We start from the raw sequence: 21,623 nt of genomic DNA on the forward strand, positions 1-21,623 counted from the left end.
GATCAGAACAGGAAATAGCGTTGCGCCATCGGCAGCACGGAGGCCGGATCGCAGGTCAGCAACTGGCCGTCGGCGATCACCTGATAGGTTTCCGGATCGACGCTGATGTTCGGGCGCCACGCGTTGTGAATCATGTCGGCCTTCGTCACGTTGCGGCAGTTTTTCACCGCGACGATGCGCTTGTGCAAACCATAGCGTTCGGCCACATTCGCATCGGCGGCGAGTTGCGACACGAAGGTCAGCGACGTGCGGCCCAGCGCTCCCCCGCGCGTCGCGAACATCTCGCGATAGTGCACGGGCTGCGGCGTCGGAATCGATGCATTCGGATCGCCCATCTGCGCCATCGCGATCATGCCGCCCTTCAGGATCAGCGACGGCTTGATGCCAAAGAACGCCGGCTCCCAGAACACGAGGTCGGCCCACTTGCCCGGTTCGATCGAACCGACTTCATGCGCGATGCCGTGCGTAATCGCCGGATTGATCGTGTACTTCGCGACATAGCGTTTCGCGCGGAAATTGTCGTGGCGCGCGTTGTCCTCGGGCAGCGCGCCGCGTTGCACCTTCATCTTGTGCGCGGTCTGCCACGTGCGGATGATCACTTCGCCGACGCGGCCCATCGCCTGCGAATCCGAAGAAAGCATCGACAGCGCGCCGAGATCGTGCAGGATGTCCTCGGCGGCGATCGTCTCGCGGCGAATCCGCGATTCGGCGAACGCGATGTCTTCGGCAATCGACGGATCGAGGTGATGGCACACCATCAGCATGTCGAGATGCTCGTCGAGCGTGTTGACCGTGTAGGGCCGCGTCGGATTCGTCGACGACGGCAGCACGTTCGCTTCGCCGCACACCTTGATGATGTCCGGGGCGTGGCCGCCGCCCGCGCCTTCGGTGTGATACGTGTGGATCGTGCGGCCCTTGAACGCGGCGACGGTCGCTTCGACGAAGCCCGCTTCGTTTAGCGTATCGGTGTGGATCGCGACCTGCGTGTCGGTATCGTCGGCGACGCCAAGGCAGTTGTCGATCGCCGCGGGCGTCGTGCCCCAGTCTTCGTGCAGCTTCAAACCGATCGCGCCCGCGGCGATCTGTTCGGTCAGCGGTGCCGGCTGGCTCACGTTGCCCTTGCCGAGAAAGCCGAGGTTCATCGGATAGCCGTCGGCCGCTTGCAGCATGCGTTCGAGATGCCACGGCCCCGGCGTGCAGGTGGTCGCATTGGTGCCGGTCGCGGGGCCGGTGCCGCCGCCGAGCATCGTCGTCACGCCGCTCGCGAGCGCTTCCTCGATCTGCTGCGGGCTGATGAAGTGGATGTGCGTATCGATGCCGCCCGCGGTCACGATCAGCCCTTCGCCCGCGATCACTTCGGTGGCCGCGCCAATCGCGATCGTCACGTTCGGCTGGATGTCGGGATTGCCGGCCTTGCCGATCGCCGCGATGCGGCCGTCCTTGATGCCGATGTCGGCCTTCACGATGCCCCAGTGATCGAGGATCACCGCGTTCGTCACGACGGTATCGACGACCTCGGCATGCACGCGCTGCGACTGGCCCATGCCGTCGCGAATCACCTTGCCGCCGCCGAACTTGACCTCTTCGCCGTAGGTCGTGAAGTCGCGCTCGATCTCGATCAGCAGTTCGGTGTCGGCGAGGCGCACGCGGTCGCCGGTGGTAGGGCCGAACATCTCCGCGTATGCGCGGCGGCCAATGCGTAGTGTCATGGTGTGGGTCCGGAATGAGCTACAAGCGAGCGACAGGCAAGGCAAGGCGGAGCAGGGCGGTCGAAACGCCAGGGCGCGGGCAGCGCATCACAGCTTGCCCATCACCTTGCCGTTGAAGCCGTAGACGATGCGCTCGCCGGCCAGCGCGACGAGTTCGACCGTGCGCTCCTGACCGGGCTCGAAGCGCACCGCGGTGCCCGCCGCGATATTCAGGCGAAAGCCGCGCGCCGCTTCGCGATCGAACGACAGCGCGTCGTTCACCTCGTAGAAATGATAATGCGAGCCGATCTGCACGGGACGGTCGCCGGTATTCGACACGACCACCGTGACCGTCGCGCGGCCCGCGTTCAGTTCGTGCTCGCCGTCGTCGATGAGGAGTTCGCCGGGAATCATGGGGCCTGCCTTGACGAAGAGGAGTTCAGGGAATCGGGTGATGGACGGTGACGAGCTTGGTGCCGTCGGGAAACGTCGCTTCGACCTGGATGTCGGGGATCATCTCGGGCACGCCCTCCATCACGTCGGCGCGCGTGAGCAGCGTGGTGCCATAGTGCATCACCTCGGCGACGCTCTTGCCGTCGCGCGCGGCTTCCATCAGCGCGGCGGTGATGAAGGCGACCGCCTCCGGATAGTTCAGCTTGAGGCCGCGCGCGCGGCGCCGTTCGGCGAGCAGCGCGGCGGTGAAGATCAGCAGCTTGTCCTTCTCGCGAGGTGTCAGCTTCATCGGGTGTGGGTCTCGGCGTTTGATGTGTCGTGGCGGCGTCGTGGTCGCGTCGCGGTGACGGGGGCCTGGCGTCGCGCGATCATCCGGTCACGGTATCAAGTCCGGCTAACGGCGCGCTTACAACTACGTTTGCGACCGCGCATGCCACCGCGTCTGCAAAATTACAGATCGGCGGGCAGCGGTGCGCCGAACCACTTTTTCGACATCGCACCGAGCGTGCCGTCGTGTTTGGCCTGGGCGATCGCGGCATCGACCTTCTGTTGCAGGCGCGGCTCGTTCTTGTTCATGCCGACGAAGCACGGCGAGTTCTTGATCACGAACTTCGGCTCCGGACGGCGCGGCGGATTCTTCGCGAGGATCGCGGCCGCGACGATGTTGCCGGCCGCGATCAACTGCACCTGGCCGGACAGGAACGCGGCGATCGTCGCGTTGTTGTCCTCGAAGCGCTTGATCGTCGCGTTCGGCGCCATCTGCGTGAGACCGATTTCCTCGAGCGCGCCGCGCGTCGCGCCGACGGTCTTGCCGGTGAGATCGGCGGGACCGCTCACCTTGATGTCGGCGGGACCGAACACGCCCTGGTAGTACGGCGCGTACGCGCTCGAAAAGTCGATCACCTTCTCGCGCTCGGGCGTTTTGCCGAGCGACGAGATCACGAGGTCGACCTTGCCCGTTTGCAGATACGGAATGCGGTTCGCGCTGTTGACCGGCACGAGTTCGAGCTTCACGTTCATCGCTTTGGCGAGCAGCGCGGCCGTGTCGATGTCATAGCCCTGCGGCTTCATGTCGGGGCCGACCGAGCCGAACGGCGGATAGTCCTCGGGCACGGCGACCTTCAGCACGCCGGCCTTGGCGATGTTGTCGAGCGTGTCGGCGTGCGCGGGGCCCGCATGAAACGCGAGATCGGCGACGATGGGCAAGGCGAGCAATGCGGCTAGCAAGGCGCGGCGCGCGGAGCGGGAGAGAGTGCGGGTCATGGGCGTGAGCAGTGGTGGTGTCGTGGGTGTCGGGTCGTCGCTGGCTTCATCGTGGCCGGCCGCGAAGTGGCGAGTGCATGCAAGCTGTGTGCCATCCCTATGCGGCGTGGCGGGGCGGCGTGCTACGCCGGTTCGCGCACATGGTTGGGGCGTGCGCGTGCGCCGTCTTGGTGCGCAAAGAGCGTGATGAAGACGAAAGCGGGAAGCCGCGCTGTCAGGTCGACCAGATCCGCAACGGCACCGCCGCGACACCATGCACGACCGGCCGCAATTGCAGCCAACAGCGCGTGAGCGCGTGCTGCAGCGTTTCCATCGAGCGCGACACCGCGCGCACGAGCAGCACGCCGTTCGTCACGCACGAGGCGGCTGCTCGCAACGTGTCGTCGAACGGCAGTTGCGCGCTCAGCGATTCGGCGAGCGCGTCGTCGCAAGCGGCGCCTACGGCCCACAGCGTGCCGTAGGCCGGAAAGCCGGCGAGCCCCTGCGGCGCGTCGCGCAGCGGATCGTCGGCGGTGAGGCTCGCGCGTTCGAACCACAGCAGCTCGCCATTCGCGCCGACGATGCGCGACACCGCGCGCAAGCTACCCGCCGACCAGCGTTCGCCGGCCGCCTGGCGTCCGAGCTGGGTCGCGTCCCAGCCGATTGCGCTCGCGCCGTCGGCGAGCGTCAGCGAAAAATCGAGGTGCGCGTTCGCGTGATCGAACACGATGTTGTTCTGCGGCAGCCAGTCGAGCTTCGCGTGCTCACCGACACGCAGCGCGATGCGCTGCCGCGCCGCGCGGCCGTTCGACTTGTACCACTTGGTTGCGCCCGGCGTCGTCAGCACCGCATGCGTTTGCGCGGCGAGCGTGATGTCGATGTCGAGCTGATCGCCACCCGCGACGCCGCCGGGCGGATGCACGATCACCGCGTGACAGATCGACGGGCCTTCCGGATAGAGCGGCCGTTGCACGCGCAGCGGTCCGTCGTGCAGCCGGTGCGCGAGCGTCGTGCGAGCGTCGCCGCCGACGAAGCCGAGTTCGAGTCGCGCGCGCCACGGCGGGTGCGCGGCGGCGAGCGTGGCGTGGTTTTCGTGAAGCGACATGCGGATGGATGGGGGAATCGGCGTGCGACGAGGATAGCACGCGTGTCGAAGCGCGGAAGCCGCGGAAGCCGCGGCAGCGGCTACGACGCGGTACTCTCGGGCGAGGCTTCGGTCACCGACAGCACCTTGATGCCCTCCCACTGCGGATGCAACAGTCGCAGCAACGCAAGGATCGCGCGGGGGGTGTTTTCCTGGACGGTCAACGAGTCGCTGCCTGTCTGGATTGCTTTCTTGCCATGTTGGCAATACTGATATTCGACGTGAACCGTCACGGACATGCTTTTCTCCCTCTATATCGATGTTGTGTCGCCGACCCAGGCCGTATCGCGGCGGCGTCTAGCGTACGAGTGTCGGCTCGGCGTGATCGTCCACGCCCCGTTCCGCGCGATTGATGAATCCGCAGTCGAGCAATAGCTGACAGAAAGCTTCCGGCGAACACGACGGCCCGGTCGTCCCGGCCATTCTCGCGAGAACGTCGGGGAACGACGCGAGCACGTGCCAGCTGTCGTAATACGCGTGCAGCTGCGGCGCGAGTTCGTTGCCGAGCTTCTCCCAGCGCACCGACAGCATGCCGACCGTACCGCCGCTGTCCACTTCGAATAGACCAAAAGTGACCGCCGACACGACGTTCATCACCCTGCAATAGGAGGCTGGGTTTCTGTAAAACTCGCGTCTGGCCTGCTTGTTGTCGTCCATGGTGTCCACCTCGTCGAACCGTTGCGGTTGCCTAGCCTGTGTAACGGTTGCGCGGCGGATAACTTGAGCTCGCTTACACGGCAATCAACCCCCTTACCCCATCCGCATCCATGTTCGCGCCGTCGCCGCCCGCGACGATTTCGCCGCGACTCATCACCCAGTAACGATCGGCGATCGCTTTGGCGAAGTCGTAGTACTGCTCGACCAGCAGCACCGTCATGCCCATGTCCTCGACGAGCTGCCGCAGCGTGCGGCCGATGTCCTGAATGATCGACGGCTGGATGCCCTCGGTCGGCTCATCGAGGATCAGCAGTTGCGGCTCGCTCATCAGCGCGCGGCCGATCGCGAGCTGTTGCTGCTGACCGCCGGAGAGATCGCCGCCGCGCCGGTTGCGCATGTCCTTCAGTACCGGGAAAAGCTCGTAGATGCGCTCGGGGATTTTCTTCGGCGCCTTTCTGCTCGCGGCGCCCACCAGCAGATTTTCCTCGACGGTGAGGCGCGGAAAGATATCGCGGCCCTGCGGCACGTAGGCGAGCCCCTGAGCGACGCGGGCATGGGTCGGCAGTTTCATCAACTGTTCGCCGCGCCATGCGATCGCGCCGCTTTTCGCGGGCACGACGCCCATCAGGCAGCGCAGCAGCGTGGTCTTGCCGACGCCGTTGCGCCCGAGCAGCACCGTCAGCTTGCCGTCGGGCACCGTGAGCTTCACGTCGCGCAGAATATGGCTGCCGCCGTAGTATTGGTTCAGTCGGTCTACTTCGAGCATTGTTCAGTCGTCCTGTCGGGTTGACGATGCGGTGCCGCTTCCAGCAGCAATCAGCGGCCTAGATAAGACTCGATCACCGTCTCGTCGCGCTTGACTTCGTCGAGCGTGCCGTGCGCGAGCACGCGGCCTTCGGCCATCACCGTCACCTTGCCTGTGTCGCCCGCGAGCGCCGCAACGAACTCCATGTCGTGCTCGACGACCATCATCGAGCAGGTGCCACGCAGGTGGTTGAGCAATTCGGCGAGTTGCATCGTTTCGTCGTCGGTCATGCCGGCCGCGGGTTCGTCGAGCAGCAGCAGCGCCGGTTGCTGCATCAGCAGCATGCCGATTTCGAGGCGCTGCTTCTGGCCGTGCGATAGCTCGCCGGCGAGCCTTCGCGCTTCGCTTTCCAGCCCGATCAGCGCGAGCGTTTCCTCGATGCGGGCCTGCGCGTCGCCATCGAGCCGCGCGCGCAGCGACGCCCACCAGCCCTTGTCGGTCTTCATCGCGAGTTCGAGGTTTTCCCACACCGGATGCTGCTCGAACACGGTCGGCTTCTGGAACTTGCGGCCGATGCCGGCGCGCGCGATCGCCGGTTCGTTCATGCGCGTGAGATCGATCGACTGGCCGAGAAACACCTTGCCGTGATCGGGCGCGGTCTTGCCCGTGATCACGTCCATCATCGTCGTCTTGCCCGCGCCGTTCGGGCCGATGATGCAGCGCAGTTCGCCCGCGTCGATCGCGAGCGACAGCGCGTTCAGCGCGCGAAAGCCGTCGAAGCTGACCGTCACGTCTTCGAGGTAGAGGATCGTGCCGTGCGATACGTCGATCTCGCCGGGCACGACCGCGTGTCCCATGCTCGCGACGCCGCTCAGCGAGCGTTCCGGTGGTGCTTCGGGTAAATCCAGATCGGGAACCATCGGGTTTTCGTTCATCAGCGGTCCCTTTTACGCGTCAGCAGATCGGCGAGCCCCATGATGCCGTTCGGCAGCAGCAGCGGCACCAGCACGAAGATCAGGCCGAGAAAGAACAGCCAGTATTCGGGGAAGTTCGCCGTGAAGAAACTCTTCGCACCGTTCACGGCGAACGCGCCGATGATGGGGCCGATCAGCGTGCCGCGTCCGCCGACCGCCACCCAGATCGCCATTTCGATCGAGTTGCCCGGCGACATCTCGCCCGGATTGATGATGCCGACCTGCGGCACGTACAACGCGCCCGCGATGCCGCACAGCACCGCCGACACGGTCCACACGAACAGCTTGTACGCGAGCGGGCTGTAGCCGAGGAACATCAGCCGCGTTTCGCCGTCGCGCACCGCGCTCACCACGCGGCCGAGCTTCGACGTGACGATCGCGCGCGCGCCGATGAACGCGGCGATCAGCACCGCGAACGTAATGAGCAGCAAGGCGGCGCGCGTGCCCTGATGCGTGATCGGAAAACCGCCGATGCGCTTGAAGTCGGTAAAGCCGTTATTGCCGCCGAAGCCCGTCTCGTTGCGAAAGAACAGCAGCATCGCGGCGAAGGTCATGGCCTGCGTGATGATCGACAGATAGACACCCTTCACGCGCGAGCGGAACGTGAAGAAGCCGAACACCCACGCGAGCACGGCGGGTACCAGCACGACGAGCAAGAGCGCGTAGCCGAGATGTTGCGTGCCCTGCCAGTACCACGGCAACTGGTGCCAGTCGAGAAACACCATGAAGTCGGGCAGATCGCTGCCGTACTTGCCGTCGTGGCCGATCGCGCGCATCAGGTACATGCCGATCGCGTAGCCGCCGAGCGCGAAGAACAAAGCGTGACCCAAACTCAGGATGCCGCAGTAGCCCCACACCAGATCGAGTGCGAGCGCGGCGATCGCATAGCACATGAACTTGCCGGTCAGCGTCATCGCATACGCGGACAGATGCAAGGCGCTCGTCTCCGGAATCACCAGCGCGGCGAACGGCACGCCGAGGCCGAACACGATGATCAGCGCGATCAGCGCGAGCCACGCGCGACGCGACAACAGCGCGGGCCGCGGTGGCAGGCCGAGCGCGAAGCCGGTGTTGGACTCGCGCGCGCCGCCAGCGCCGGCGGCGCCGGCGCGCGACGACGAAGCGGAAGCGGGGTCTGCCGATGAAGTAGCCGATGTCATCTCATGCCTCCGCGCTACGGCCCTTCAAGGCGAACATGCCCTGCGGACGCTTCTGGATGAACAGCACGATCAGCACGAGCACCGCGATCTTCGCGAGCACCGCGCCCCAGAACGGTTCGATCGCCTTGCTGACGAGTCCCAGCCCGAAGCCGCCGAGCACGGTGCCCGCGAGCTGGCCGACGCCGCCGAGCACGACCGCCATGAACGAATCGATGATGTAGCTCTGGCCGAGGTCCGGCCCGACATTGCCGATCTGCGACAGCGCGCAGCCGCCGAGCCCCGCGATGCCCGCGCCGAACGCGAACGCATACGAATCGACGCGCGCGGTCTTCACGCCGACGCACGCGGCCATGCGACGGTTCTGCGTGACTGCGCGCACGAACAGACCCAGCCGCGTGCGCGTGAGCACGGCCCACGCGATCGCGACGACGATCAGCGAGAACGCGAGAATCGCGAGCCGGTTGTACGGCAGGATCAGATTCGGCAGCACGGTGACGCCGCCGCTCATCCACGACGGATTGACGACCTGGACGTTCTGCGCGCCGAACAGCATGCGGGTGGCCTGAATCAGGATCAGGCTCACGCCGAAGGTGGTCAGCAGCGTTTCGAGCGGGCGGCCGTACAGGTGCTTCAGCACGAGCCGTTCGAGCACGATGCCGACCAGCGCCGCCGCGACGAACGCGGCCGGTATCGCGAGTAGCGGATACCAGTCGAACGCGTTAGGCGCGAAGCGCTGAACGAGGTTCTGCACGACATAGGTCGCGTACGCGCCGATCATCAGGAATTCGCCGTGCGCCATGTTGATCACGCCGATCAGGCCATATGTGATGGCGAGGCCGAGCGCGGCGAGCAGCAGCACGCTGCCGAGCGACAGCCCCGCGAACAGCGTGCCCGCGATCTGGCTGCGGCGCTGGATCGCATCGAGCTCATCGATGCCGCTTTGCGCGGCCGCGCGCACGCGTTCGTCGGCTTCGGCAAACGTGCCGTCGGCTTTCTTCGCGACCAACGGGCGCAGCAGTTCGTTCATGTCGAGGTCGTGGCGCGCGGCGACCAGTTGCACCGCATCGAGGCGCTTGGCCGGATCCGGGTCGTGCAATGCGCTCATCGCCCACAGCGTGTCGAGACGTTTCTTCAGAGCGGGATCGGTTTCTTTTGCGCGCGCCGCGTCGACGAGTGGCTTGATCGACGGATCGGGGTTTTGCAGCAGCGCATCGACGGCGGCTGCGCGCGTCGCCTGATCGGGCGAGGCGAGTTGCAGACCCGACAGCGCGCCCGCCACTTTCGAGCGCAGCAGGTTGTTCAGCGTGACCGGTTGCGCGTCGCTCGTGGCGACGGGCTGGCCGGTGACGGCATCGCGGGTGGCGTCGCCGTCCTGCAGCAGTACCGCGCCTGCGTCGGTGGCGAGCGCGTTGTCGTCGGCGAGCGCCTTGAGCACCGCGAGCGACGCGGCATCGTGCGTCGAGATCAGCTTGTCGATCGCGGCGGACTTCGCCTCGAAGTCGTCGCCCGCGAGCGGCGCGACGTCGGCCTGGGTCAGCGCGAATGCGGCGCCCGGCGCGGCGGCGAGAAGGACCGCGAGCGGCAGCAGGAGCGTCGCGCCGCGTCGTCGTACGGAAGTCGGAAATGAAAACGCCATGATGGCCTTTTGCACTGGGTTGAATCGATGAGCCGCTCGAGAGCGCGAGGGCGTCGCGTCAGACGTCGCCGCCGCTTCAGCGGGACGTTGCCGCGCATTGGCGTGCGCGGTCACGCCGCGCGACGCAGCGAACGCGCGGCGGCGGCGCGAAGCGCAGGGCGTCCGGGTCACGCGCGAGCCGCGCGCGCGTCGGCACGCAGGTCGCGCGTCGCGACCGGAGCGGCGATACCCGCGCGGTGACCCGCGCGCCCCACCGCCGTCGCGAGCCGCAACGAGGCTCAAGCCGACACGTCATGCGACGCGCGAGCGCCGCAGGAACGCCGGAATCGAGCTGACCACATCCGGCTTGCCAGCATTGCCGGCGATGAACGGGCTCCACGGTTGCGCGCGAATCGGTCCCTTGGTGTGCCACACGACGTTGAACTGGCCATCCGCGCGTACCTCGCCGATCATCACCGGCTTGTGCAGATGGTGGTTGCCGTCCATCTCCAGCGTGAAGCCCGACGGTGCGGCGAAAGTCTGGCCGACCATCGCGACGCGCACCTTGTCGACCTCGGTGCTCTTTGCTTTCTCGACCGCCTGCTTCCACATATGCATGCCGACGAAGGTCGCTTCCATCGGATCGTTGGTCACGCGCTTCGTGCCGCCCGGCAGGTTGTTGTCCTTGACCCACGTGGCCCATTGCTTCTTGAACTTCTCGTTGGTCGGGTTGCGCAACGACATGAAGTAGTTCCAGGCCGCGAGATTGCCGACGAGCGGCTTCGTATCGATGCCGCGCAGCTCCTCTTCGCCGACCGAGAACGCGACGACCGGCACATCCGACGCCTTCAGCCCCTGGTTGCCGAGCTCCTTGTAGAACGGCACGTTCGAATCGCCGTTCACGGTCGAAATCACCGCGGTCTTGCCGCCTTGCGAGAAGGTCTTGATGTTCGCGACGATGGTCTGATAGTCGCTGTGACCGAACGGTGTATAGACCTCCTGAATGTCGGCTTCCTGCACGCCCTTCGATTTGAGGAACGCGCGCAGGATCTTGTTGGTCGTGCGCGGATACACATAGTCGGTGCCGAGCAGGAAGAAGCGCTTCGCGCCGCCGCCTTCGGCGCTCATCAGGTATTCGGTCGCGGGAATCGCCTGCTGGTTCGGCGCGGCGCCCGTATAGAACACGTTGCGCGACATTTCCTCGCCTTCGTACTGCACCGGATAGAACAGCAGGCCGTTCAGCTCCTCGAACACCGGCAGCACCGACTTGCGCGACACCGAGGTCCAGCAGCCGAACACGACCGCGCACTTGTCCTGCGTCAGAAGCTGGCGCGCTTTCTCGGCGAACAGCGGCCAGTTCGACGCGGGGTCGACGACCACCGGCTGGATCTGACGGCCCATCACACCGCCGTTCTTGTTGATGTCGGCGATCGTCATCAACGCGGTGTCTTTCAGCGACGTTTCGGAGATCGCCATCGTGCCGGACAGCGAATGCAGGATGCCCACCTTGATCGGGCCGCTATCGGACTGCGCGTGCGCGAACGGCACGCGGCCCGCGAGCGCGAGCGCGCCGGACATGGAGCCGAACTTCAACAGACTGCGACGTTTCATGTGCTTTCCCCTTGTCATTGATGGTCACTGTTTTATGAGCGTCGATTTCAGCCAGCCTGGCTGAGCTCGCACGACTAGCCGATCGTCTACTGCAAGGCACATGCCATGTGACATATTCGGTGCGATGCGCGTGCGATGCCCGTTGCGGCGCGGCTATCGGCGCGAGGGCGGCGCGTCGAGCCATCGATGCCGCGGCGCGAAAGTGGTGCAGTCGCGCGCGCCGCGCCTCGTTCGGGTGCGTGTCGCGCCGCGACGAAGCGCACTTTGCCGCCAGCGAAGCGCCGCTGGCGCGCGTGGGGCATCGGCGGTGCATGGGCGGTGCATCGGCGGCATCGGGGCGCCGCGTCTTTGTGCATGACGACAGAACGCGCCCCCGACAGCCCATCCGATATGTCAGCCTTCAGGGGGACTTGCTAGTCGCAGCTAATCTGCTTGACGATTCCACCGGGGCCATAGACAAGCCGGCATTCTTTATAGGAAGCGGATAGTTGCCTTGTAAGCACGATGCCAGTGCCTGCTATCGTGCCAGTGTCCTAAACCGATGATTCGGGTTCTACTTCAAGGGAATCAAACTCTATAAGTAATTCAGCGCCTAGTGAGGCCTCAAGAACCGCAATGTTTTTCAACGGCTTCCCTGTCCCCCACGAGTAAGCTTTGTCCAGCGAGGCTAGTGCCTTCCGGTACTCATCCGAATTGAAATCGGTTAGCACCTTGATTGAGTAGACGATGTTCTGTATCAGAAAGTCGTTGGCCCAACATCGGGTGGCCCCGCCGAACAACAGCCGTACTCGGTCTTTCTTGTTATCGAACATCAGACGAAGTTCGACAACCTCCTTGTCCATGTCCGCTGCTATACCGAGCAGGTACCAGTCGTGAAATGATACGTACTGTTCAATGATTTTCATCTTGGGTCATCCATCCATCAGGGGTTCCAAGGACTGAAGGGTACAACCAAGCCCCCACCGTCTCGCGCGCTGCCATTCCAGTTATGTGCGTGCGGTTTCATGCCATTGTGAAAATGGTCGAAATCCAGGTCTACAACAGGTTTCCCATCATCTCCGAATAGCCGCATCTGCCCACTGCCCGGATTCGTACCACGTTCCCGGCTCGCCCTCGTTTGGAGTTTTGGCAATGTCGAATGAGTCAACATCAGCGATACCCGACTGGTATTCGAACGGCTGCGCGTCACCAAGCAGCGTCGATGCGTCTCCATCGCCGGCTCGCGCACCGATCACGGCGACAGCGACATCGAGCAGACTGCCGTCGCTACTGCGACCAGACGCGGCGGCAGGTGCGGCAAACAACCGGACTTGCCGCGTGACCTGCTCGTACGGGCCGGACCGTATGAGTCTGTCGTTCGGGAGATCGGCTGCCCTCACCGCAAAATTCGTCAGCGGCGTGCTATGGGTTTGCGGAAACAGGTCAGCACGACGGCCTTTGACGGCAAGCAGGCCTCCCCGCCGCACCTCTGCGAGAAGCGCATTGATGACCCACCAGCCATCGGTGTCAGGGTCACGGTCTCGGAAAGCTTGAAACGGTAGGGACAGACGCCGCCCAATGCTTTTGATCAGATCCTGGTCCCGTTCCCACTCGCTATGGTTCAGTCCGGCGATACCGAGAAATTCCCTGGTATCTGCTTTGGCCCTCTCGAGGTCGGCGGCCTTCCTCAGGCACGCCTTGAAATGCCACTCATCACAGATTACATAACAAGCACCCAAGGGCCTCTGACAGCGCAGCTCCACGGAGTGCATCTCAAACACGGACAAGGACATAGGTATGTCGACGATCGATACGAAGTCGCTGCCCGGATCGGCAGCGATCAGATAATCACCGTGCGACAGGTTGTCCGTACATGGGCGACGGCCCAAAATTTTGGCTGCTCTAGCGAGCGTGCGCAGCACCAAAGACAAACGGCGCAAGGACCATCAGCCCTTGCGCCGCTTCAATGCGCTACCGCGCGGTAAATCTCAATAAGTCGGAACCGACGGATCGACCTGACGCGACCACGCGTCGATCCCGCCTTGCAGATTGAACACGTTGGTGTGTCCGCGCGATTCGAGGAACATCGCGACCTGCGCGCTGCGCGCACCGTGATGGCAGATGCAGACGATCGGCGCGTCGTCATCGAGTTCTTCGCTGCGCGCGGGAATCTCGCGCATCGGAATCGACACGATGCCGGCGATCGACGCCGTTTGCAGTTCCCACGGCTCGCGTACGTCGAGCAGCACGGGTGCGGGGCGCGAGGTATCGGCGAGCCATTCGGCGAGTGCGGGAGCGGTCAGGTTTTGCATCAGCGAGACATCCAGTTCGTGGGACGGCGGCTTACTCGCCGCCCGTCCAGATCAATAATACAGCGCGAAGCGCAGCGAAAAAGTGCCGCTTAGAACCTGAACCGCGCCGGCTGCACCGCGTTGGCGAGCGGCTCGACATAGGTTTCGAACACGTCGGAGATGCGGTATTGCTTCTCGTCGATGCGCGTGATGATTTGCGCCTTCATCACCGGCGCGCTGCCGACGAACGCCGCGAGACGGCCGCCGACCTTCAGCTGTTCGAGGATTTCCTGCGGCAGCACCGGCAGACCGCCCGACACGCAGATCACGTCGTACGGTGCCGCGCCGGTCCAGCCGCGCGCGGCGTCGCCGGTCGCGACTTCGACGTTCAGCACGCCGTTGGCGATCAGGTTGCTCTTCGCGAACTCGGCCAGTTCCGGTTCGATGTCGACGCTCAACACGTGTTGCGCGCGATGCGCGAGCAGCGCCGCCATGTAACCCGAGCCCGCGCCGATTTCCAGCACGCTTTCGTGCTTCTTCACCGCGAGTTCCTGCAGCACGCGCGCCTCGACGCGCGGCGCCAGCATGTGCTGGCCGGCCGGCAGCGGCACTTCGAAGTCCGCAAAAGCCAGGTCGCGGTAAGCGGCGGGCACGAAATTCTCACGTTTGACGATCGACAGCAGATTCAGCACGTCCTGGTCGAGCACTTCCCAGGGGCGGATCTGCTGTTCGATCATGTTGAAACGCGCTTGCTCGATGTTCATGGTGGATTCGGCGGTTTTGGTTTGGCGAGCGGGCGGCGGCTGCCGCAGACTTTTGTCCTGACCCGGCCCCGGCGGATTGCCGGCGGCCGCGGCTTCGGAGCAAGGCATTCGCATCGCAAGCCGCGTCAGGGGAACGGCGGGATTGTATCAAATGGCGGACTCGCGCCGGCCGCTCGCGGGCAAGCGCCAGGCCGGGCGGCCCCCGTGTTAATCCCTAGCGATCCGTCCTTGCGATTCGCATCGCCATCGCCACAAAATGTAATCGATTACATTTTTGCTGCGAGGTCGTGTGTCCCGAACGCCGTCCCGATCGTCGCCGGCCGTGGTGTCAGGCGCGAGCAGTCAACCGCAACCTCAGCCGCAGAGGCGCTCGCCGCGCGCGGCCGACGGGCCGTCGATCGCCGGCGTGGCCGAGCAGGCGGGCGTGTCGGTCGCGACGGTGTCGCGCGTGCTGAACGGCCACGAGAACGTGCGGACCGCTACCCGCGACAGGGTGCTCGCCGCGATCGACGCGAGCGGCTACCGCGTCAACGAACTTGCGCGCAATCTGCGCACCGCCGAAAGCCGCCTGCTGCTGACGATGGTGCCGGACTTCGGCAATCCGTTTTACGCGGAGATCGTGCGCGGTATCGACAGCGTCGCGCGTCGGCACGGCTATTTCATGCTGCTATGCGACACCGGCGCGGACCCGGGGCGTGAGCGCAGCTACTTCGACATGCTGCGGCGGCGCCGCGCGGACGGCGCGATCTGCCTCGATCCGGCGACCATCCAGCAGGCGCTCGGCGAGGCGTCGCAGGCGCTGCCGTGGGTCGCGTGCTGCGAGTTCGATCCGCAGATGGGCGTGCCCTACGTCGGCATCGACAACTACCGCGCGGCCGGCGACGCGGTGCGCCACCTGCTCACGCGCGGCCACCGGCGCATCGGCTTGATCAATTCCGACGTCGACTATCTGTATGCGCGCCAGCGTCAGCAGGGCTACCTCGACGCATTGAGCGACGCGGGTATCGCGCCCGACCCGCGCTGGCGCATGAATCTGAACAGCCTCGATTACGAGGCGGGTGCCTCGGCCGCGGCTGGCTTGATGCGGCAGCCCGACGCGCCGAGCGCGATTTTCGCGGTGTCGGACACGCTCGCGATCGGCGTGATCCACGGCTTGCGCAGCGTCGGCAAGCGCGTGCCCGACGACGTCGCCGTGGCCGGCTTCGACGACATCTCGCTCGCCGCGCAGATCGATCCGCCGCTCACGACGATCGCGCAGCCGATGCGCGAGCTCGGCGAGACCGCCGCGCGTCTGCTGCTGCAGCGCCTCGCGAATCCGCAGGCCAACGTGCCGGGCGTGCTGCTGCCGCATCGCCTCGTGATCCGCGGGAGTGCGTGAGCCATGAGCCTCGCGATCCGTTTCGACGACATCCGCAAGGACTTCGGGCCCGTGCGCGTGCTGCACGGCGTGAGCTTCGAACTCGCACCCGGCCGCATCTACGGTCTGCTCGGCGAGAACGGCGCGGGCAAGTCGACGCTGATGAAAATCCTCGCCGGCTATGAAACGGCAACGTCAGGCAGCGTGCTGGTCGATGGCCACGCGCAGCGCTTCGCCGGCTCACGCGACGCCGAGGCGCAGGGCATCGTGCTGATCCACCAGGAGTTCAACCTCGCCGAGCATCTGACGATCGCGCAGAACATGTACCTCGGTCACGAGAAGCGCCGCGGCTGGTTAGTCGACGATGCCGCGATGCGCAGCGACGCCGCGCGCTATCTCGCGCAGGTCGGGCTCGAGCGCGCGCCGGACACGAAGGTGCGCGAGCTGATCGTCGCGGAAAAGCAGATGGTCGAGATCGCGAAGGCGCTGTCGCGCCGCGCGCGTCTCCTGATCATGGACGAGCCGACCGCGACGCTGACGCCCGCCGAGACCGAACGGCTCTTCGCGCTGATGCTGAAGCTCAAGGCCGATGGCGTGACGATCGTCTACATCTCGCACAAGCTCGATGAAGTGGAGCGCATCACCGACGAAGTGATCGTGATGCGCGATGGCCGCTTCGTCGCGCGCGGTGAAACCGCGGGGCTCGCGCGTCAGCAGATGGCGAACCTGATGGTCGGGCGCGACGTGTCCGACATGTTCCCCGACAAGCAGACGGTGCCCGCCGACACGCCGATCGCGTTGCGTGTGAACGGCCTGACGGTGCCCGCCTGGGTCGAGGATCTGAGCTTCGAGGTGCGCGCGGGCGAAGTGCTCGGCTTCGCGGGCCTCGTCGGCGCGGGCCGCACCGAGGCGTTCGAGGCGATCATCGGCTTGCGCAAACGCACGGGCGGCACGATTGAAATCGCCGGCCGGGCAGTCGATCTGAAGAACCCGCGCGACGCGATGCGCCACGGTCTCACGTATCTGAGCGAGGACCGTAAGGGCAAGGGTCTGCACGTCGACCTGAGCCTGCAGGACAACGTCACGCTGATGACGCTCGAACGCTACGCGCATCCGCTGCTCGACATGAAAGCGGGGCGCGCGGCCTTGCAGAAGGCCGTCGGCGAATTCGGCATTCGTACCGGCGACCTGTCGAGCCGCGCGCGCATGCTGTCGGGCGGCAACCAGCAGAAGCTCGCGCTTGCGAAGTTCCTGCAGCCCGACCCGAACGTGATCGTGCTCGACGAGCCGACGCGCGGCGTCGACGTCGGCGCGAAACGCGACATCTACTTCCTGATTCATCGTCTCGCCGCGCAGGGCCGCGCGGTGATCGTCATTTCATCCGAACTGGTCGAGCTGATCGGCTTGTGCCATCGCGTCGCCGTCATGCGCGCGGGACATCTGCAAGCGACGCTGACGCTCGAGCGTCTGACTGAACAGGAGTTGATCGCTCATGCGACCGGCACCCACTGAAGCCGTGCAATCACGGCGCGCGCTGCGCGTCGCGCAGCGGCTCTACACGCTCGGGCCGCTCGCCGGGCTGATCGTGCTGTGCATCGTCGGCACGCTGCTCAATCGCGACTTCGCGACGCTCGACAACCTGATGAACGTGCTCACGCGCACGTCGTTCATCGGCATCATCGCGGTCGGCATGACCTTCGTGATCATCTCGGGCGGCATCGATCTGTCGGTCGGCTCGATGGCCGCGCTGATCGCGGGCATCATGATCTGGCTGATGAACGGGCTCGCGGCGGGCGCCGCCGGTCATGCGTTGCCGCCGCTCGTGATCGTGACGATCGGCATCGTCGCGGCGTTCGTGCTCGGCGCGCTGTTCGGCTGCGCGCATGGGCTGCTGATCACCAAAGGGCGCATCGAGCCGTTCATCGTCACCCTGGGCACGCTCGGGATTTTTCGCGCGGTGCTGACATGGCTCGCCGATGGCGGCGCGCTGACGCTCAATGATTCGCTATCGGACCTCTACGGTCCCGTCTATTACGCGAGCCTGTTCGGCGTGCCGGTGCCGATCTGGGTGTTTCTCGTGGTCGCGGCCGGCGGCGCGCTGATCCTCAATCGCACCGCGTTCGGCCGGCACGTGCAGGCGATCGGCTCGAACGAACAGGTCGCGCGTTATGCGGCGATTCGCGTCGATAAGGTGAAGATCGTCACTTATGTGCTGCTGGGGATTTGCGTGGGCGTGGCCACCGTGCTCTACGTGCCGCGCCTCGGCTCCGCCACGCCGACCACGGGCCTGTTGTGGGAGCTCGAAGCGATTGCGTCGGTGGTGGTCGGCGGCACCGCGCTCAAGGGCGGCGAGGGGCGCGTGATCGGCACCGTGATCGGCGCGATCCTGCTGTCGGTGATCGCGAACATCCTGAACCTGACCAGCATCATCAGCGTGTATCTGAACGCGGCGGTGCAGGGCGTCGTGATTATTTTCGTCGCGTTCGTGCAGCGTGGGCGGCGCTAGCCGCGCACTTCCAGCGGCGCGAGCGCAGTGAACAAAGCGCGCTGAACAAATCGCAGCGAAGCAGGCGTAGCAAGGCAGGCGCGGTAAACCAACGGCAGGTCCGAAAAATCGAGGCGAGCGAACGCCTCATGATTGGAGACACACACCATGAAGCAAGTCATTCGAGCGATCGGCGCCGGCGTGCTGGCGTTGGGGATACTGGGCACGAGCGGCGCGGCGCGCGCCGACGACAAGGTCACGCTGGGCGTCGCGATTCCGACGGCCGATCACGGCTTCACCGGCGGCATCGTCTGGTGGGCGAACAAGGCGAAGGCGGATCTCGAGAAGGCGCATCCCGATCTGAAAGTGATCGTGAAAACGGCCGCCAACGCGCCCGAGCAGGCGAACCAGTTGCAGGATCTCGTGACGGTCAACAAGATCAACGCGCTCGTGATCTTCCCGTACGAATCGGCGACGCTGACACAGCCGGTCGAGCAGGTGAAGAAGAAAGGCGTGTACGTGACGGTGGTCGATCGCGGCCTGACGAACACGAGCGCGCAGGACGCCTACGTGGCCGGCGACAACACCGCGTTCGGCAAGATTCCGGCCGAGTACTTGGCGAAGGCACTCGACGGCAAGGGCAACGTCGTCGCGCTGCGCGGCATTCCGACCACGCTCGACAACGAGCGCTGGACCGCCTTCACCGGCGTGATGAAAAACTATCCGGACATCAAGATTCTCGACGCCAAGTACGCGAACTGGAATCGCGACGACGCGTTCAAGGTGATGCAGGACTACCTGACGCGCTTCAAGCATATCGACGCCGTATGGGCCGCCGACGACGACATGGCGGTCGGCGTGCTGAAGGCGATCGATCAGGCGAAGCGCAACGACATCAAGATCGTGTTCGGCGGCGCGGGCTCGAAGGGCATGGTGAAGAACGTGATGGACGGCGCGCCGATGATCAAGGCCGACGTGTCGTACTCGCCGAAATTCATCTACGACGCGATCAAGCTGACGGCCGAAGCGCGGCTGAAGGGCGACAAGCTGCCGGCCACCACGATCATTCCGTCGGTGCTGATCACGAAGGAAAACGCCCAGCAGTTCTATTTCCCCGACTCGCCGTTCTGAGCGGCGCGCCGAGCATCGTCTAGCACGCGCGGGCGCGGCCCGCGCGCAAAGTTCGAGGAACCGTACGATGAAAACCATCAAAGGGCCGGCGATTTTTCTCGCGCAGTTCGTGGGCGACGACGTGCCGTTCGACAACCTCGCGCATCTCGCGGATTGGGCCGCGGGTCTCGGCTTCAAGGGCATCCAGGTGCCGTGCGATCCGCGCCTGATCGATCTCGACAAGGCGGCCGCGAGCGACGCGTATTGCGACGAACTGCGCGAGAGCGTCGACAACGCGGGCGTCGCGATCACCGAACTATCGACCCATCTGCAAGGGCAACTGGTCGCCGTGCATCCGGCTTACGACACGCTGTTCGACGGCTTCGCCGCGCCGCAGGTGCGCGGCAATCCGGCGGCGCGCACCGAATGGGCGATCGCGCAGATGAAGCTCGCGGCGCAGGCGTCGCGTCGTTTGGGCCTGAGCACGCACGTGTCGTTTTCGGGCGCGCTCGCGTGGCCGTATCTGTACCCGTGGCCGCAGCGGCCGGCCGGTCTCGTCGAAGCCGCGTTCGAAGAGCTCGCGCGCCGCTGGACGCCGATTCTCGATGCGTTCGACGCGGCCGGCGTCGATGTCTGCTACGAACTGCATCCGGGCGAAGACCTGCACGACGGCGTGACGTTCGAGCGCTTTCTCGCGGCGGTCGATCAGCATCCGCGCGCGAACATCCTGTACGACCCGAGCCACTTCGTGCTGCAACAGCTCGACTATCTCGCGTTCATCGATATCTACCACGAGCGCATCAAGGCGTTTCATGTGAAGGACGCGGAGTTTCGTCCGACCGGCAAGCAGGGCGTGTACGGCGGCTACAGCGGCTGGGTCGAACGCGCGGGGCGGTTTCGCTCGCTCGGCGATGGGCAGATCGACTTCGGCGCGATCTTCTCGAAGCTGGCGCAGTTCGATTTTCCGGGCTGGGCCGTGCTCGAATGGGAATGCGCATTGAAGCATCCGCACGACGGCGCGCGCGAAGGCGCGGAGTTCATTCGCCGGCACATCATCCGCGTGGCCGAGCGTGCGTTCGATGACTTCGCGGGAAGCGGTGTCGATACCGCGCAGTTAAAAAGCGTGCTCGGCATCTGACGGCCGGGCGGTGACAGCCGACGCAACACATGGGAGCGCAAACAATGCAGCGAAGAAGGCTCAGGCTGGGGATGGTCGGCGGCGGGCAGGGCGCGTTCATTGGCGCCGTGCATCGGATCGCCGCGCGGCTCGACGATCGTTTCGAACTGGTGGCGGGCGCGTTGTCGTCCGATTCCGAGCGGGCGCGGGCGAGCGCCGTCGAAGCGGGCATCGCGCGCAGCTACGCGGATTGGCGCGAGATGGCGCGCGCCGAGGCCGCGCGCGAGGACGGCATCGACGCGGTCGCGATCGTCACGCCGAATCATCTGCACGCGCCGGTCGCGACGGCGTTTCTCGAAGCCGGCATCCACGTGATCTGCGACAAGCCGCTCGCGGTTTCGCTCGCCGAAGGCGAAGCGCTCGCGAAGCTCGCGCAGTCAAAAAAGCGGCTGTTTGCATTGACGCATACCTATTCGGGCTACCCGCTCGTGCGGCATGCGCGCGAGCTGGTCGAACGTGGCGAACTGGGCGAGATTCGCGTCGTGCAGGTCGAGTATGCGCAGGACTGGCTCGCCGAGCCGGTCGAAACAGGCGGCGCGAACAGGCAGGCAAGCTGGCGCACCGATCCGGCGTTGGCGGGACCGGCCGGGTGCCTCGGCGATATCGGCACGCACGCGTATCAACTGGCCGCTTTCGTGACGGGGATGATGCCGCGCGCGCTGTCGGCCGAGTTGCACACGTTCGTAGCGGGGCGTCGTGTCGACGATCACGTGCAGGCGATGCTGCGTTATGCGAACGGCGCGCGCGGCATGTTGTGGGCGAGCCAGGTGGCGAGCGGCGCGGAGAACGCGCTGCGCTTGCGCGTGTATGGCACGAAGGCGGGACTCGCGTTCGATCAGGAGGAGCCGAACGCCTTGTGGTTCACGCCGTTGGGCGGCGCTGCCGAACGATTGACGCGCGCTCGGGTGAATAGTCAGGTTGCCGCGCATGCGACCCGCGTGCCGGCCGGGCATCCGGAAGGCTATCTGGAAGCGTTCGCGCAGTTATACCAGGATGCGGCGTTGCAGATCGATGCGTTGAACGATGGTCGCGCGCCGCCAGCCGAGAGCCTGCTATTGACGACGGTCGATGATGGCGTCGACGGTTTGCGGTTTATCGACGCGGTGCTGAAAAGCAGTGCGGCGGATGGGCGGTGGGTGGAGATCGAAGAGGCGTGAAGCGTTGCAACAAA

22 protein-coding genes are annotated in these 21,623 nt (G+C 65.3%); 6 read left to right on the forward strand and 16 right to left on the reverse strand.

The annotated features are described in order from the left end of the window. Positions 1 to 2 precede the first annotated feature (2 nt). The 16 genes from ureC to OKW40_RS20405 form a co-directional block, all read right to left on the reverse strand. Entirely contained in the window at positions 3 to 1,709 is a 1,707-nt protein-coding gene (gene ureC / locus OKW40_RS20330) for an urease subunit alpha (RefSeq protein WP_429491221.1), read from the reverse strand. A gap of 87 nt (positions 1,710 to 1,796) precedes the next feature. Next, positions 1,797 to 2,102, reverse strand: a complete 306-nt coding sequence (locus OKW40_RS20335) for an urease subunit beta (protein ID WP_018419648.1) — start codon at positions 2,100 to 2,102, stop codon at positions 1,797 to 1,799. 25 nt (positions 2,103 to 2,127) lie between these two features. Continuing rightward, positions 2,128 to 2,430, reverse strand: coding sequence for an urease subunit gamma (gene ureA, locus OKW40_RS20340; protein ID WP_008923043.1), 303 nt, complete (start codon positions 2,428 to 2,430; stop codon positions 2,128 to 2,130). Between the two features lie 161 nt (positions 2,431 to 2,591). Next, positions 2,592 to 3,404: a transporter substrate-binding domain-containing protein gene (locus OKW40_RS20345; protein ID WP_090803364.1), complete on the reverse strand. Its 813-nt coding sequence runs from the start codon at positions 3,402 to 3,404 to the stop codon at positions 2,592 to 2,594. A 214-nt stretch (positions 3,405 to 3,618) separates the two neighbouring features. Continuing rightward, positions 3,619 to 4,488: an urease accessory protein UreD gene (locus OKW40_RS20350; RefSeq protein ID WP_429491223.1), complete on the reverse strand. Its 870-nt coding sequence runs from the start codon at positions 4,486 to 4,488 to the stop codon at positions 3,619 to 3,621. 80 nt (positions 4,489 to 4,568) lie between these two features. Next, positions 4,569 to 4,766 carry a hypothetical protein gene (locus tag OKW40_RS20355; RefSeq protein WP_184059700.1) on the reverse strand — a complete coding sequence of 66 codons (198 nt, stop codon included), beginning with the start codon at positions 4,764 to 4,766 and terminating at the stop codon, positions 4,569 to 4,571. Positions 4,767 to 4,824: 58 nt separating this feature from the next. Continuing rightward, positions 4,825 to 5,184 carry a hypothetical protein gene (locus OKW40_RS20360; RefSeq protein ID WP_429407181.1) on the reverse strand — a complete coding sequence of 120 codons (360 nt, stop codon included), beginning with the start codon at positions 5,182 to 5,184 and terminating at the stop codon, positions 4,825 to 4,827. A 73-nt stretch (positions 5,185 to 5,257) separates the two neighbouring features. Further along, positions 5,258 to 5,950 (reverse strand): urea ABC transporter ATP-binding subunit UrtE, encoded by a 693-nt coding sequence (gene urtE, locus OKW40_RS20365; protein ID WP_429407179.1) that lies wholly within the window; start codon positions 5,948 to 5,950, stop codon positions 5,258 to 5,260. Positions 5,951 to 6,000: 50 nt separating this feature from the next. Next, positions 6,001 to 6,864: an urea ABC transporter ATP-binding protein UrtD gene (urtD, locus tag OKW40_RS20370; protein WP_187611808.1), complete on the reverse strand. Its 864-nt coding sequence runs from the start codon at positions 6,862 to 6,864 to the stop codon at positions 6,001 to 6,003. Then, on the reverse strand, positions 6,864 to 8,063 hold the full coding sequence (urtC, locus tag OKW40_RS20375) for an urea ABC transporter permease subunit UrtC (protein ID WP_184059694.1): 1,200 nt from the start codon (positions 8,061 to 8,063) through the stop codon (positions 6,864 to 6,866). The genes urtD and urtC overlap by 1 nt, the downstream gene beginning before the upstream one ends. A gap of 1 nt (position 8,064) precedes the next feature. After that, entirely contained in the window at positions 8,065 to 9,699 is a 1,635-nt protein-coding gene (gene urtB, locus OKW40_RS20380) for an urea ABC transporter permease subunit UrtB (RefSeq protein ID WP_429407176.1), read from the reverse strand. A 291-nt stretch (positions 9,700 to 9,990) separates the two neighbouring features. Beyond that, positions 9,991 to 11,289 carry an urea ABC transporter substrate-binding protein gene (gene urtA / locus OKW40_RS20385; protein ID WP_184020929.1) on the reverse strand — a complete coding sequence of 433 codons (1,299 nt, stop codon included), beginning with the start codon at positions 11,287 to 11,289 and terminating at the stop codon, positions 9,991 to 9,993. 533 nt (positions 11,290 to 11,822) lie between these two features. Next, positions 11,823 to 12,194 carry a hypothetical protein gene (locus tag OKW40_RS20390; RefSeq protein ID WP_429491225.1) on the reverse strand — a complete coding sequence of 124 codons (372 nt, stop codon included), beginning with the start codon at positions 12,192 to 12,194 and terminating at the stop codon, positions 11,823 to 11,825. 147 nt (positions 12,195 to 12,341) lie between these two features. After that, positions 12,342 to 13,208: a hypothetical protein gene (locus tag OKW40_RS20395; protein WP_429491227.1), complete on the reverse strand. Its 867-nt coding sequence runs from the start codon at positions 13,206 to 13,208 to the stop codon at positions 12,342 to 12,344. Positions 13,209 to 13,256: 48 nt separating this feature from the next. Beyond that, positions 13,257 to 13,580: a rhodanese-like domain-containing protein gene (locus OKW40_RS20400; RefSeq protein ID WP_429491229.1), complete on the reverse strand. Its 324-nt coding sequence runs from the start codon at positions 13,578 to 13,580 to the stop codon at positions 13,257 to 13,259. Between the two features lie 89 nt (positions 13,581 to 13,669). Next, entirely contained in the window at positions 13,670 to 14,323 is a 654-nt protein-coding gene (locus tag OKW40_RS20405; protein ID WP_090805605.1) for a protein-L-isoaspartate O-methyltransferase family protein, read from the reverse strand. A gap of 289 nt (positions 14,324 to 14,612) precedes the next feature. Here OKW40_RS20405 and OKW40_RS20410 point away from each other — a divergent pair, with 289 nt between their 5' ends. The 6 genes from OKW40_RS20410 (at position 14,613) to OKW40_RS20435 (ending at position 21,609) form a co-directional block, all read left to right on the forward strand. Continuing rightward, entirely contained in the window at positions 14,613 to 15,701 is a 1,089-nt protein-coding gene (locus OKW40_RS20410) for a LacI family DNA-binding transcriptional regulator (protein WP_184059686.1), read from the forward strand. Between the two features lie 3 nt (positions 15,702 to 15,704). Continuing rightward, positions 15,705 to 17,192 carry a sugar ABC transporter ATP-binding protein gene (locus tag OKW40_RS20415; RefSeq protein WP_429491230.1) on the forward strand — a complete coding sequence of 496 codons (1,488 nt, stop codon included), beginning with the start codon at positions 15,705 to 15,707 and terminating at the stop codon, positions 17,190 to 17,192. Then, positions 17,173 to 18,186, forward strand: a complete 1,014-nt coding sequence (locus OKW40_RS20420) for an ABC transporter permease (RefSeq protein WP_429491232.1) — start codon at positions 17,173 to 17,175, stop codon at positions 18,184 to 18,186. Before OKW40_RS20415 ends, OKW40_RS20420 begins: the two co-directional genes overlap by 20 nt. Positions 18,187 to 18,333: 147 nt before the next feature. Continuing rightward, entirely contained in the window at positions 18,334 to 19,296 is a 963-nt protein-coding gene (locus OKW40_RS20425) for a substrate-binding domain-containing protein (RefSeq protein ID WP_018419664.1), read from the forward strand. A 67-nt stretch (positions 19,297 to 19,363) separates the two neighbouring features. Further along, on the forward strand, positions 19,364 to 20,413 hold the full coding sequence (locus tag OKW40_RS20430; protein ID WP_429491234.1) for a sugar phosphate isomerase/epimerase family protein: 1,050 nt from the start codon (positions 19,364 to 19,366) through the stop codon (positions 20,411 to 20,413). Between the two features lie 44 nt (positions 20,414 to 20,457). Next, the gene (locus OKW40_RS20435; RefSeq protein ID WP_184059680.1) at positions 20,458 to 21,609 is read left to right on the forward strand and encodes a Gfo/Idh/MocA family protein; all 1,152 of its coding nucleotides are present in this window, start codon (positions 20,458 to 20,460) and stop codon (positions 21,607 to 21,609) included. Positions 21,610 to 21,623: the final 14 nt, after the last annotated feature.

The organism is Paraburkholderia sp. RAU6.4a (assembly GCF_050435625.1).
GTDB classification, from domain to species: domain Bacteria; phylum Pseudomonadota; class Gammaproteobacteria; order Burkholderiales; family Burkholderiaceae; genus Paraburkholderia; species Paraburkholderia tuberum.